The organism is Pseudoalteromonas sp. P1-25 (genome assembly GCF_001401805.1).
GTDB lineage: Bacteria > Pseudomonadota > Gammaproteobacteria > Enterobacterales > Alteromonadaceae > Pseudoalteromonas.
In genome coordinates this window covers 196,772-210,624 of the sequence record NZ_LKDW01000002.1, presented here as the reverse complement: position 1 = coordinate 210,624, position 13,853 = coordinate 196,772, and the positions used below count along the sequence as shown (strand labels likewise).

The following is a 13,853-nucleotide window of genomic DNA, read 5'->3' as shown; positions in this document are numbered from 1 at the left end:
TAAAGAACTCAGATAGTGTGTATTTTTCATACGCTTTATAAGCCGTTTTTATGAGGAGCAAACTATGTTAAACCGACTAGTTTTAGGTATTATTTTACTATTACCCACATGCGTGGTGAGTGCCAATGACAGCTTAGTGCATTTTCAAAGTAATTATTCTGTAAAGGAAACGGCTAACCGTTTTGAAAAAATAGCCAATAGCAAAGGGATAACCATTTTTGCACGGGTAGACCATCAAAAAAATGCTCAAAATGTTGATATGGAATTGGCGCCAAGTGAAGTGATTATTTTTGGTAACCCAAAGGTAGGTACACCGCTGATGCAGTGCCAGCAAAGTGTGGCGATAGATTTACCGCAAAAAGTTCATATATCTCAAGATAATAATGGCCAAGTTTGGCTTGCCTATAATAGCCCCACTTATTTGCAAGAACGTCATAATATAAAAGGCTGCGAAGAAACACTTAACAAAATAGCTGTGGTACTTAATAAGCTTTCTATGGCAACGGTGGCCAAATAATTAAAGTGATACCAATGAACAATAATACTTAATTAAGCGAATAAGTATTAATATTAAATAACTTAAAATACACGTAATAAAAAACCCGCTGATAAGTTAGCGGGTTTTATAAAATTTATAACACTCAGCGCCTGAATTAAGACTCAATAGCCAAAAGCTCTACTTCAAAAATCAGCAGTGATGCAGGTGGAATACTGCCCACTCGCTTTTCACCGTAGGCTAACTGATGCGGTACATAAAATATGTATTTATCGCCTGGGCTCATAAGTTGTAAGCCTTCGGTCCAGCCTTTAATAACCTGATTTAAACCAAAGCTTATTGGCGTTTTACGCTCTACTGAGCTGTCAAATACGGTGCCATCTATTAACGTGCCATGGTAATGCACGTTTACTTTACTAGTAGGGTTAGGTGTATTTTCGCTTTCACCTTTGTGCAGCACTTTGTACTGTAGGCCTGAAGCGGTTTCTATTACGCCCTCTAATTTTGCGTTAGCGACAAGGTAGTCGGCTTCAATTTGCGCGTTAATGCCAGCTTGTTGCTTTGCTTTTTTACTATTTTGAAAAATTAAAAAACAAAATATAGCGATGATCACCGCTAAAATTATATTGATCATTTAGTGTTTGTCCTCATCTTCATCGGCTTCTTTATCTTCTTCGCTATCGCCATTAACTATGTCGGCTATGTCTTTTAAGCGTGCTAAAGCAATACCATTAACAGAACCCTCTGGGTATTGCCCGTCAATAATATCGCCTGCCTCAATATCCATTAATAAGTTAAGTGCTTGGTCTACCGTTTCTACTGCGTAAATATTAAATTTACCACGCTCAACCGCTTCAAGTATTTCATCATCAAGTACTAAGTTAACTTGGTTTGATTTAGGAATAATAACGCCCTGTTCGCCTGTTAAGCCGCGCATTTTACACAGCTTAAAAAAGCCTTCTATTTTTTCGTTTACACCTCCAATGGCTTGCACATCACCATGTTGGTTAATGGAGCCTGTAAGAGCAATAGACTGGCTAATAGGCAAACTGGTAATAGCCGAAATAAGCGCACATAACTCAGCCAATGAAGCGCTATCGCCATCTATATAACCGTAACTTTGCTCTATAGCTATATTAGCGCTTAACGTTAAGCTAAAGTGCTGGGCGTATTTGTTACCTAAATAACCGGTAAGTAGCATTACACCTTTTGAGTGAATTGCTTTACCTAGCTCGGCTTCGCGTTCTACATCTATTACACCATCGGCGCCAGCGTATACGGTGGCGGTAATACGCGCGGGTGTACCAAACGACGTATCGCCAATGTGCAGCACTGTTAAGCCGTTAACTTTACCAATGGCTTGGCCTTGTGTGGCAATAAGCGTGTGGCCTTCTTTTATATCGCTTAGCATGTTTTCGCTTATTTGGCCGGTGCGGTACTGCTTACCTTCAATGGCTTCATCAATATGATGCGCATCAATCAGTGTTTGCTTATCTTGCTTGGCGTAAAAGCTGGCCTCAGCCACCAATTCAAGTACATCGGCAAAACGCGCCGATAATTTATTATGGTGCTCTGCTTGGCGGTAGCTAAATTTAAGTAACCGCACCATGGCGGCCTCTGTGGTTGTGCACTTTAACGTTTGCTGGCAGTACTCACTCACTTTAGTAATAAATTGGTACTGAAGTTTATCGCTACTAGGTAAATAGTAATCAAAGTCGGCAAGTACTCTAAACAGCTCTGCAAATTCTTCATCGTACTCACCTATGGTGTAATACAAATCGCGCGAGCCTAATAAAATAATTTTTACATCAAGAGGAATTAATTGCGGGCGCAGCGTAAAACTGCTGCCTACGGAACTGTCTTGATATGGTAGGTCGTTTTTAATTTGGTGAGTTTTAAGCGAAAGCTTTAATCCATCCCACACTTGCGGGTTGGCCATCACTTTTTCGGCATCCATAATTAAGTAGCCGCCATTTGCACGGTGCAATGCACCAGGCTGTATAGAGCGGTAACTAGTTATAAGCGAGCCTTGCGATGTTGAATACTCAATTTTGCCAAATATATTGCCAAAGGTTGGGTTTGGCTCATACACCACAGGTGCGGCATCGTCTTCTTTAAATTCAACTAAAATGTTAGGCGCAAAAAAGTCGGTAAGCATGCCTTTACGATCAAAGTCTTCTTTGCTTTCTTCGCTTTCATCTTCGTCGTCTAGCCATTCAAGTACTGCGTCAATTATTTCTACGCGAATGTCTTTTAAGTAGCGCAGAACACCAATATGTGCAGCGTATTTATGCTCTAAATCTTTTAATAGCGGCTTAGTTGCTTGCTCGGCTGTGGCTTTTTTAAGGTTACGCTGTTTTTCTTTTGATTCGCGTTTCCAGCGTGGCAGCTCAATTAGCGCTTCAATTAAGGCATCTTCTAGTTTTTCTATTTTTTCAAAAAACTCATCGCGGAGCGCTTCATCTAGAGCGGCAAATTCGTTATCGCTTAACTGCCTACCATCAACTAAAGGTGCAAAACCTACGGCGTTTTTCTCTTCTATTAGCGCTACGCTTTGCTCAAGCGCCATTTCTTCTACTGCGGTGATAGCGCTGTCGTAAGCATCGTTAAACTCGCTCTCGATTGACTTTTTTTTGCGTTGATAAGCTGGGTTATCAAAAGCTGCCGGAAAGGTGTCGAGTACTTCATCTAAAAATGAGTCTATGTCGTCACTTAATTGCTTACTTTGCCCCGCTTGCATAAATAGCGCAATCGGCTCGCGGTGGTCGTCGTAGTTATTAACATACAACCACTCGTTAGGTGTGGGGCGATCTTTTGCGTGTTGTTTAAGTTTGTCTTTTACGAGTGTAAATCGGCCATGGGCGGCCTCACCCATTACATACACATTATAACCGGGTAAATCCATTCCTAATGAAAAGTCGAGGGCACTTTGGGCACGTTGTTGCCCTATAAAGGTAAGTTGCTCTGGGTATGGATTGCTCATACACGTGCTAACGTGATTAGTAGAAATGCTCGGAGCGAGCTGTGAAACAGATAATGGCAGCAGTTTTTTCGTCATTCTAACTTCTTTTTGTACCAACATACTCGCTGGCTTTGGGCGTATTAAGTGGCCTACAAGCCACTTAATACATATATTTAGGGTTGTAATGCCTTACGGCTAAAATAAATACCATCACATTCAATGCACGGTGTAATTTGTGTAGCGTGATAAATATCAAAACTATGGGTGCAATTCTTACATACTAATGTGCCCATGGCTATCCATTCGCCAGCGTGGTACACCCCATTGTGCTTAAAATCTTGGCTAAGAGACTGCCATTCAAGCTGGGTTTTGTCTTCTATGTGCGAAAGTTCATACCATAGCGACTCTTTAAGCTCTTGCCATGCAAGCGAATTATAGTGCGATTCGTTTTCTTGAACGTGTTCTATGTCACGCTGCAAATAACTTTTATAGAGTCCGTATTTTTCTTTTCCTAGGTTTTTAAGTGCTTGCTCAGATTCAACAAATCGGGTCATTGCATCTTTTACTTCGTGATCTTTTACATCTTTTAACCACGTGGTGAGCTCGTTAAGCCATGTTTTATAATCTGCCATTTTATACTCCATCAAAATCAAGGGCGTGTTGGCCTTTAACATAGATAAGTATAGGTTAACCTGCACTGAAAGTGTGATTTTAACAAAACCGTGCTTATACGCTGTGATTAGGCTTTTATTTGGGGTATCCTATCGGCAATTTTTTATTAGTTTGCAAGAAGTCTGGAATCATAGATGCAAGAGCAATATAACCCGCAAGACATAGAGTCAAAAGTCCAAAGTTACTGGGAAGAAAACCAGGTATTTAAAGTCACCGAAGATGAGAGCAAAGAAAAGTATTACTGTCTTTCTATGTTCCCGTACCCAAGTGGCCGACTGCATATGGGTCATGTGCGTAATTACACCATTGGTGATGTTGTTTCTCGTTTCCAGCGCCTGCAAGGCAAAAACGTAATGCAACCAATGGGTTGGGATGCGTTTGGTTTACCTGCAGAAAACGCCGCTATCAAAAACAAAACAGCGCCAGCTAAGTGGACATACGAAAACATTAATTACATGCGTAACCAACTTAAGCAACTAGGCTTTGGTTACGACTGGGATCGTGAAATTGCAACCTGTCACCCAGAGTATTACAAGTGGGAACAATGGTTTTTCACTAAGCTTTACGAAAAAGGCCTAGTGTATAAAAAAATGTCGACGGTTAACTGGGATCCGGTTGATCAAACTGTACTTGCTAACGAACAAGTAATAGATGGCCGTGGTTGGCGCTCTGGTGCAGTGGTTGAGCAAAAAGAAATTCCACAGTGGTTTATTAAAATTACCGACTACGCACAAGAGCTTTTAGACGATTTAGACAAGCTAGAAGACTGGCCTGAGCAAGTTAAAACCATGCAGCGCAACTGGATTGGTCGCTCTGAAGGGTTAGACATTGAGTTTACACGTACCGACAACAACGAAAAGTTTAGCGTATACACTACGCGCCCAGATACCTTTATGGGTGTAACTTACCTAGCCGTTGCCGGTGGCCACCCTATTGCACAAGAAGCCGCTAAAAACAGCGATGCAATTGCAATGTTTGTTGAAGAATGCAAAAACACCAAAGTTGCCGAAGCAGACATGGCCACAATGGAGAAAAAAGGCATTGCAACCGGCTTTTACGCGACTCACCCATTAACGGGCGAGCAAGTACCAATTTGGGTTGCTAACTTTGTATTAATGCATTACGGCTCAGGCGCGGTTATGGCAGTACCTGCACACGACCAACGCGACTATGAATTTGCCACAGCATACGGCCTAGACATAAAACAAGTAATTGCACCGGTTGAAGGCTCAGAGCTTGAAGTAAATTTAAAAGAAGAAGCATTCACTGAAAAAGGCGTGTTAGTTAATTCTGGCGAATTTGATGGCCTTGATTTTGAAGGTGCATTTAACGCGATTGCCAGTGTGCTGGAAGTACTAGGTGTTGGCAAGCGTAAAGTTAACTTCCGCTTACGCGACTGGGGTGTTAGCCGCCAGCGTTACTGGGGCTCACCAATCCCAATGCTGAGCGATGAAGACGGCAACGAATTAGCCGCCACCGAAGAAATGCTGCCAGTACGTTTACCAGAAGATGTAGTAATGAATGGCGTTACTTCGCCAATTAAAGCAGACCCAGAATGGGCAAAAGCAACGGTAAATGGCGTACCTGCAACACACGAAACAGATACCTTTGATACCTTTATGGAGTCGTCTTGGTACTATGCACGTTACTGTAGCCCACGTCATGACGAAGGCATGCTAGACCCAGCAGCAGCTAACTACTGGCTACCAGTAAACCAATACATAGGTGGTATTGAGCACGCTATTTTACATTTATTGTACTCACGTTTTTTCCATAAGTTATTACGTGACTTTGGTTTAGTAAATTCAGACGAGCCATTCGATCGCTTACTTTGTCAGGGCATGGTACTTGCCGAAACGTTCTACCGTAAAGATGAAAAAGGCGGTGACGTATGGATTTCGCCAAGCGATGTAAATACCGAAACTGACGAAAAAGGCCGCGTAACGAAAGCATGGCACAAAGAAGATGGTGAACCTGTGTTCTCATCGGGCATGAGCAAAATGTCTAAGTCTAAAAACAACGGTATAGACCCACAAGAAGTAATTGCTCAATACGGTGCAGATACTGTGCGTTTATTTATGATGTTTACCGCACCACCAGAGCAAACGCTTGAATGGTCAGACTCAGGCGTAGAAGGCGCGCACCGCTTCTTAAAACGTATTTGGAAATACGCAGTAGATGTGAAAACAGTTGGCTACCAAGCTCTTGATAAATCAGCGCTTAGTAACCCACAAAAAGTACTGCGTCGTGAGCTACATAAAGCCATTGCAAAAGTGAGCGATGATATTGAGCGTCGTCAAACGTTTAACACTGCAATTGCTGCCATTATGGAGCTCTCAAATAAGTTATTAAAAGCGCCGTTAAACGATACGCAAGATGTTGCCATTGCTAACGAAGCTTTAGAAGCCCTACTTATTATGCTTGCGCCAATTACACCGCATTTATCACACCAGTTATGGCAAGATCTTGGTAAAGAGGGCGACATTTTAGATGCAGCATGGCCTAAAGTTGATGAGTCTGCCCTTGTTGAAGATGAAAAATTAATCATCGTACAAGTAAATGGCAAACTACGCGCTAAGCTAACTGTAGCCGCCGATGCCACACAAGAGCAGGTAGAGGCACTTGCGTTTGCTGAGTCTAACGTAACTAAATTTACTGATGGTGCAACCATTCGTAAAATTATTTACGTACCGGGTAAACTACTTAATGTGGTAGCTAACTAAATGGTTAGCTTTAACACCCTTAAAAACACATTAGCCTTAGTGCTAATGTGTTTTGTGTTATCTAGCTGTGGCTTTCATTTAAAGAAAGCCTCTAGCCTGCCTGATAACCTTAAAACGCTTACACTTAAAGGTGATGATGAAAAATCATCGTTATTTTTAAACCTTGAAAAAGAGCTTAAAGCCAGTAACGTAGAACTGACGCCTTCGGCTAAAAATGTTGCCCAGCTGTACTTACGCAAAGAAAGCATTGAGCGCCAAACCTTATCGTTGTTTCAAAATGGTCAGGTGGCTGAATACGAGCTTGCCTACGGGGTTAGCTATGTTGTTAAACGCCCGGGCGAGAAAGCCATTGAAAAACGCTTTGAGCTTTATCGTAACTACCAAGACGACCCCGATCATGCGCTTGCAAAAGCAAAAGAGCTTGAGCTGCTTATTAGCGAAATTCGTCAGCAAGCCAGTCGTCGTATTGTTAGAGAGCTGTCGCAACTATAATGCGCTGTTATGCTAATCAGTTACCGAGTGAATTAAATAAAGGTTTAAAACCTTTTTATTTAGTGTTTGGTGAAGAACCGTTTCAAGAAGCGCAATGTGTGCAGCAAATACGCAACACGGCAAAAGCCCAAGGCTTTGATGAGGTAATAAAATTTACCCTAATGCAAGGGTTTGATTGGCAAGAAATTATAGCTCAATATCAAAGCATGTCTTTGTTTAGTGCGCGCACTATTATTGAGCTTGATTTAAACCAACAAAAACCTGGCACCCCAGGTAGTAATGCCTTTAAAAAAATAGTCGATTTAATCAATCCCGACACCATTTTAATTGTAAAAGGGGCTAAAGCCAGCCAAGACGTACAACGTGGCGCTTGGTTTAAAGCGCTCGATAAACACGGTGTATTTGTACCGTGCTACCCGCTTGCAGGAAACCATTTAAAACGCTGGTTAGATGACCAAGTAGCGCGCCTTTCTCTGAATATGCAAAACGAAGCAAAACTGAGCTTAATTAACGCCACCGAAGGCAATTTGTTAGCGTGCTTTCAGGAGCTCGAAAAGCTCTCGCTACTGCATGGTAATGCCTTAATAACCCAGCAACTAGTGATGCAAGGGCTATTAAATCAAGCCAAGTTTGATATTTTTGACTTAAGCGATGCCCTATTAAATGGTCACGCCAAGCAAGCAATTAAAGTACTTAATAAACTGGCCAGCGACAACACCGAAGTGGTGAGTATTTTGTGGGCTATAAATAAAGAGCTCACCAGTTTGCTTACTATTCAGCAAGGGCTTTTAAGTGGCGAGCCTATCGCACAGTTATTTAAAAAAAATGGTATTTGGAAAAACCAGCAAGGCCCAGTGCAAAATGCGATTAACCGCTTAAATATTAATACCCTTGAGCAAATAAGCAGTGAGCTTGCACTGTTTGATTCAAGCTACAAACAAGGTAACTTAATTGCGCCTTACCAAGCGCTTGCCCATATTTGTATTAAGTTTTGCCAGCCGCTTGATATTCCAATGCCTTGCCACGCACTTAACTAAAGATTTTTAACATGATTGCAATTTTTGGCGGCACCTTCGACCCTGTGCATTTAGGCCACCTCAATATGGCCTCGCAGTGTGTAAATACATTTAACTTATCTACGTTATATTTTATGCCCTGTGCTCTACCCGCGCACAAAGCTGCGCCGGGTATAACTACAGCGCACCGTATTAACATGCTCAATGCCGCTATAGCCCCTTACCCTCATTTTGCACTTGATTTAAGAGAGCTTAATCGTAGTGGGCCCTCGTATTCATTGTTGAGTTTACAAGAACTAAGAGCAGAGCACCCAGATACGCCCATTCTTTTTTTAATGGGCATGGACTCGTTTAATAACCTCGACAAATGGTACGAATGGCAGGCCATTACACAGCTTTGCCATATTGTTGTATACCAACGCCCGGGGCAAACGTGTAACCCAAATAAAGCGCTTAAAAGCTATATCAGCAATGCCCACACTGAAGCGCCACAGCAACTTGCCACACACAACTTTGGTAAGCTTTATTTTTTACCGGGTGAAACCCTTGATGCCGCCTCAAGCACTATTCGAGAGCAATTAAAAAAATCCAATAAAAATAATGAACTATTACCCGAACCTGTCAGTCACTACATTAAGCAACACCAGCTTTATCAAAGTGATGATTAAAACCCCCTAGCATGTTAAAATGCACGCTATTAAATTTAAAATTGAGACAATACCTTGGATTCGAAACAACTACTTGCCTTTGCACTAGACAAAATTGACGATATGAAAGCACGCGACGTGGTACAACTTGACGTACGTGACAGCTCAGACATTACCGATTACATGGTTGTGTGTTCGGGTACTTCTAAGCGTCATGTGCAATCAATTGCTGATAACGTAGCAAAAGAAGCTCGCCACGCTGGCGAAGAACCTTTAGGTTACGAAGGTCAAGACGAAGGCGAATGGGTACTGGTAGATTTAGGTGATGTAGTTGTACACGTGATGCAAGATCACGCACGTAGCTATTACGATCTAGAAAAACTGTGGGGCTAAGCGCCACTCTTTTTTAATTGAGCTTGGAAGTATTACGTGAAAATACAAATGATTGCCGTTGGCACAAAAATGCCAGCGTGGGTGGAAACCGGATTTGCAGAGTACCAACGCCGTTTTCCTAAAGATATGGCGCTTGAGTTAATAGAAATTCCGGCCGGTAAACGCGGTAAAAATGCCGATATTAAACGCATTTTACATACCGAAGGTGAAAAAACCTTAGCCGCTATTCCAAAAGGTAATCGTATTGTTACTCTAGAAGTAACAGGTAAACCACTTGATACTCACCAGCTTGCTAAAAATATGGAAAAATGGCAGCTCGATGGCCGCGACGTTAGTTTGCTTATTGGTGGCCCTGAAGGGTTAGCCCCTGAGTGCATTGCCGCCTCTGAGCAAAAATGGTCGTTATCTAACCTAACGTTGCCGCACCCTTTAGTGCGTATTATTGTTGCCGAAAGCCTATACCGAGGCTGGAGCTTAAATAACAACCATCCTTATCATCGCGAGTAACGCCTTGTTATGATTAAGCAAAGACCCACAATACGCGACCATTCCGCTGAGGCAAACCTATTTGCACGGCGCGCATTTGTGGGTTTTATTTTTGTTTTAGGCTTAGTGGCAATTTTGCTCTCTAACCTCTATACCATTCAGGTAAAAGAACACACCGACTATCAAACCCGCTCTAACGATAACCGTATTAAAGTCATTCCTATTGCGCCGAACCGTGGCCTTATATACGACCGCAACGGTGTACTGCTTGCTGAAAACAAACCCGTTTATAACCTTGAGGTTATTCCTGAAGACGTCGACGATTTAGCTGAGTCACTCGAGCAAGTTAGCAAAATAATTACGATTACCGAGCAGCAAAAAAAAGACTTTATCGATGATATAAAGCATACACGCCGCTTTAAGTCGCAAGTACTAAAAGCCCGCTTAGATGAAACTGAAGTGGCCAAGTTTGCGGTTAACCAGCATAAATTTCCAGGTTTTAGTATTGAAGCCCGCCTTGCTCGCTTTTACCCGTATGGCGATACACTCACCCATGCACTAGGCTACGTGGCAAAATTAAACCGCAAAGAACTTAATAAACTAGAACAAGAAGACCAAGCCACAAATTACCGTGCTACACATGATATTGGAAAGCTTGGTATAGAAAAGTATTATGAGCAGCTTTTGCATGGCCAAGTAGGCTCTCAACGCGTTGAAGTAAATAACCGCGGCCGTGTTATTCGTACATTAAGTATGACCCCCCCGCAGCCTGGCAGCGATTTAGTACTTACCTTAGATATCGGTTTACAACAAATAGCCCAACATGCGCTTAAAGATATGCGCGGCGCGGTTGTAGTAATGGATGCCAAAGATGGCGGCGTATTGGCACTTTATTCAAACCCAAGTTACGACCCTAATTTATTTGTGCACGGTATTAGCAGTAAAGATTATAAAGCACTGCTAAACCCCGACCGCCCCCTTATTAACCGTGCCACTCAAGGGCGCTATGCACCGGCTTCCACAGTAAAACCCCATATGGCCATACTGGCACTTGAAGAAAACATTGTCAGTGAAAGTACTTCAGTGTGGGACCCTGGTTTTTTTCAAATACCCAATGTTGAACATAAATGGCGCGATTGGAAACGCTGGGGCCATGGCCACGTAGATGTTTACAAAGCGATTGAAGAGTCGTGCGACACTTACTTTTACGATGCAGCATACCGCTTAGGCATTACAAAAATTAGTAATTTTATGGCCCGCTTTGGCTTTGGTGACTTATCCGGAATAGACATACACGAAGAAACCACGGCCATATTGCCCTCAAAAGAGTGGAAAGAAGGCCGCTTTAAAGAGTCGTGGTGGCGTGGCGACACGATTTCCGTAGGGATTGGGCAAGGCTACTGGACAGCCACCCCCATTCAAATAGCTAACGCGACTAATATATTGGTTAATAAAGGCATAAACCACCCGCCGCATTTAGCGCAAGTGGCTAAAAAAGAAGACCAAGTGACGCAAATTAATAACGAAGAAAAGCCGCCAGTGGTACTTAATAACCCAGATAACTGGCGTATTGCGCTCGATGCGATGCACAATACCGTGAAAAAAGTAACAGGGACTGCGCACCGTGCATTTAAAGGCGCTAATTATGATCCGGCGGGTAAAACAGGTACCGCGCAAGTAGTGAGTATTGCCCAAGGTGAGCGTTACGATGCCAAGTCATTAAAAGAACGCCAACGCGATAACGCGATTTATATTGGTTTTGCTCCGTATGACGACCCTAAAATTGTGGTTTCGATTGTAGTTGAAAACACCGGTGGCGGCAGCTCGGTGGGTGCCCCAATTGCACGTGAGCTAATGGATTATTATTTTGCAGCTAACCCAATAGAACTTGCTAGGAATACCGCGCAATGACCGTACTTCATAACAAGCGCTCTATATGGATGCGCATGCATCTAGACTTACCGTTACTGATTGCTTTATTACTCATGATGGCTGGCAGTATTACTATCGTATATAGCGCAAGCGGCCAAGATTCAGCCATGATGATCCGCCATATTACCCGTATGGGTGGCGCTATTATAGGCATGATAGTGCTTGCTCAGTTCTCTCCCGCGACACTTAAACGCTTAGTGATCCCCCTTTATTGTGTTGGGTTACTCATGTTGGTCGGCGTATTGCTATTTGGCGTGAGCTCAAAAGGTGCTCAGCGTTGGTTAAATTTAGGCATTACTCGTTTTCAGCCCTCAGAGCTCATGAAACTGGCTGTCCCTATGATGGTGGCTTGGTATATTGGCCGAAATCAACTCCCCCCTCGCCCGTTACACCTAATTATTGGCTTTGTCATAGTGATGATGCCTACCTTATTAATCAAAGAACAGCCCGACTTAGGCACCTCAATTTTAATTGCCAGCTCAGGAATATTTGTGTTGTTTTTATCCGGTTTAAGCTGGCGTTTAATTGGCTTTTTAAGCTCGGTTGTCGCACTGGCTGCATGGCCATTTTGGCACTACGGTATGCACGACTACCAAAAGCAGCGGGTATTAACGTTTTTAGATCCAGAGAGCGATCCGCTTGGCTCGGGGTATCATATTATTCAATCTAAAATAGCTATCGGCTCTGGCGGCATAGAAGGTAAAGGTTGGCTTCAAGGCACGCAATCACAACTCGAATTTTTACCAGAGCGCCATACCGACTTTATTTTTTCGGTATTAAGTGAAGAGTTTGGCTTATTTGGTGTGTGTGTTTTATTGAGCCTGTACTTATTTATTATTGGTCGAGGTTTATACATTGCGGTAAACGCGCAAGATGCGTTTGGCAAATTATTGGCCGGCGCCCTAACCCTCACCTTTTTTGTATATATTTTTGTAAATATAGGCATGGTATCGGGGTTGTTGCCTGTTGTAGGTGTACCTTTACCCCTTATTAGTTATGGCGGCACCTCTATGGTGACGTTAATGGCCGGATTTGGCATTATTATGTCAATTGCGACAGATAAAAGGATGCTTTTAAAATAATGAATAAGCCTACCCAGCTGTTATTTATTTCAGCCTTAATATTTATATTAAGCGCATGTAGTAGCGGCTCTAATAGTCGTTATCATATGGAGCACGATGCCGCACCACTTCGCGCGCCAACCGCACTTGAAATGCAAGATGCCGTTGTGGTGGATGTTAAAAAAAGTGCCAGTGCAAGTCGCCCCTACGAGGTATTAGGCAAGCGTTATACGCCAATGCTTGATGAAAAAGGGTATACAGAAGAAGGGATCGCTTCGTGGTACGGCCGTAAGTTTCATGGTTACCACACCTCAAACGGTGAAATTTACGATATGTTTGCCATGAGCGCTGCGCATAAAACCTTACCCCTGCCAAGCTTTGTACGCGTTACTAATATTGCCAACAATAAATCGGTGATTGTACGTGTAAACGACCGTGGCCCGTTTCATGATGACAGAATAATAGATCTTTCGTACGCTGCTGCTTATAAATTAGGCTATCACACTCACGGTACAGCCAAGGTTAAGCTAGAGGCGATTACGCTCGACAGCATTCCTGCACGTAAAACATATATACAGGTAGCTGCGGGTAGTACGCTTAGCAATATAGAAGCATTAGCTTCTACATTACGCCTGCAATATCAAGTGCCTACTAATATAGTAAAAGCAGACAACATATATCGTTTGCATTTGGGCCCGATTAAAGATGCCCAGCATGCACAAGACGTATTAAAAAAATTAAAACAAAACCAATTTCAAAACGCGTTCTTGCTTTACACTCAGTAAGACTAATAACTAAACCATCCCAAGGTGCAAATTAAGCGTTGCGCAGGGGCTTAAATCTAGGTGTTACTTTTTAAATGGTTGGCCCTTTTAAAAAAACATTACAGAGAGTAGGTGCTAGTAAAACGTGCTTAGTGTTGGTTTAAAAACGTTTAAGACTAGGTTATTGATTTAAACAATGGAGTGACTAT

The 13,853-nt window shown here is 42.6% G+C and carries 13 protein-coding genes; 10 read left to right on the top strand and 3 right to left on the bottom strand.

Features of this window, described 5'->3' with window-relative positions:
• The first annotated feature begins 64 nt into the window (after positions 1–64).
• On the top strand, positions 65–517 hold the full coding sequence (locus tag AN393_RS02565) for a DUF302 domain-containing protein (RefSeq protein WP_055017216.1): 453 nt from the start codon (positions 65–67) through the stop codon (positions 515–517).
• Positions 518–653: 136 nt separating this feature from the next.
• Here AN393_RS02565 and AN393_RS02560 read toward each other — a convergent pair whose 3' ends face one another.
• The 3 genes from AN393_RS02560 to AN393_RS02550 form a co-directional block, all read right to left on the bottom strand.
• Positions 654–1,130, bottom strand: a complete 477-nt coding sequence (locus AN393_RS02560) for an FKBP-type peptidyl-prolyl cis-trans isomerase (protein ID WP_055013956.1) — start codon at positions 1,128–1,130, stop codon at positions 654–656.
• Entirely contained in the window at positions 1,131–3,554 is a 2,424-nt protein-coding gene (locus tag AN393_RS02555; RefSeq protein ID WP_235576182.1) for a Lon protease family protein, read from the bottom strand.
• 77 nt (positions 3,555–3,631) lie between these two features.
• Complete coding sequence (locus AN393_RS02550; protein WP_055013958.1) at positions 3,632–4,090, bottom strand: zinc ribbon-containing protein; 459 nt, start codon at positions 4,088–4,090, stop codon at positions 3,632–3,634.
• A 174-nt stretch (positions 4,091–4,264) separates the two neighbouring features.
• Between AN393_RS02550 and leuS the strand changes: the two genes are divergently transcribed.
• The 9 genes from leuS to AN393_RS02505 are packed head-to-tail and all read left to right on the top strand — an operon-like array spanning position 4,265 to position 13,665.
• Positions 4,265–6,853 carry a leucine--tRNA ligase gene (gene leuS / locus AN393_RS02545; RefSeq protein ID WP_055017215.1) on the top strand — a complete coding sequence of 863 codons (2,589 nt, stop codon included), beginning with the start codon at positions 4,265–4,267 and terminating at the stop codon, positions 6,851–6,853.
• On the top strand, positions 6,854–7,345 hold the full coding sequence (lptE, locus tag AN393_RS02540) for an LPS assembly lipoprotein LptE (RefSeq protein WP_055013960.1): 492 nt from the start codon (positions 6,854–6,856) through the stop codon (positions 7,343–7,345).
• On the top strand, positions 7,345–8,382 hold the full coding sequence (gene holA, locus AN393_RS02535; protein ID WP_055017214.1) for a DNA polymerase III subunit delta: 1,038 nt from the start codon (positions 7,345–7,347) through the stop codon (positions 8,380–8,382). Before lptE ends, holA begins: the two co-directional genes overlap by 1 nt.
• Positions 8,383–8,393: 11 nt before the next feature.
• Positions 8,394–9,029 carry a nicotinate-nucleotide adenylyltransferase gene (gene nadD, locus AN393_RS02530; protein ID WP_055013962.1) on the top strand — a complete coding sequence of 212 codons (636 nt, stop codon included), beginning with the start codon at positions 8,394–8,396 and terminating at the stop codon, positions 9,027–9,029.
• 54 nt (positions 9,030–9,083) lie between these two features.
• Positions 9,084–9,401: a ribosome silencing factor gene (gene rsfS / locus AN393_RS02525; RefSeq protein ID WP_024033760.1), complete on the top strand. Its 318-nt coding sequence runs from the start codon at positions 9,084–9,086 to the stop codon at positions 9,399–9,401.
• A 36-nt stretch (positions 9,402–9,437) separates the two neighbouring features.
• Positions 9,438–9,908, top strand: coding sequence for a 23S rRNA (pseudouridine(1915)-N(3))-methyltransferase RlmH (rlmH, locus tag AN393_RS02520; protein WP_004585918.1), 471 nt, complete (start codon positions 9,438–9,440; stop codon positions 9,906–9,908).
• A 9-nt stretch (positions 9,909–9,917) separates the two neighbouring features.
• Positions 9,918–11,798 carry a penicillin-binding protein 2 gene (mrdA, locus tag AN393_RS02515; protein WP_055017213.1) on the top strand — a complete coding sequence of 627 codons (1,881 nt, stop codon included), beginning with the start codon at positions 9,918–9,920 and terminating at the stop codon, positions 11,796–11,798.
• Positions 11,795–12,901 (top strand): rod shape-determining protein RodA, encoded by a 1,107-nt coding sequence (gene rodA, locus AN393_RS02510; protein WP_055013964.1) that lies wholly within the window; start codon positions 11,795–11,797, stop codon positions 12,899–12,901. Before mrdA ends, rodA begins: the two co-directional genes overlap by 4 nt.
• A complete protein-coding gene (locus tag AN393_RS02505) occupies positions 12,901–13,665 on the top strand; it encodes a septal ring lytic transglycosylase RlpA family protein (RefSeq protein WP_055013965.1) in 765 nt (254 codons plus the stop codon). Before rodA ends, AN393_RS02505 begins: the two co-directional genes overlap by 1 nt.
• Positions 13,666–13,853 lie beyond the last annotated feature (188 nt).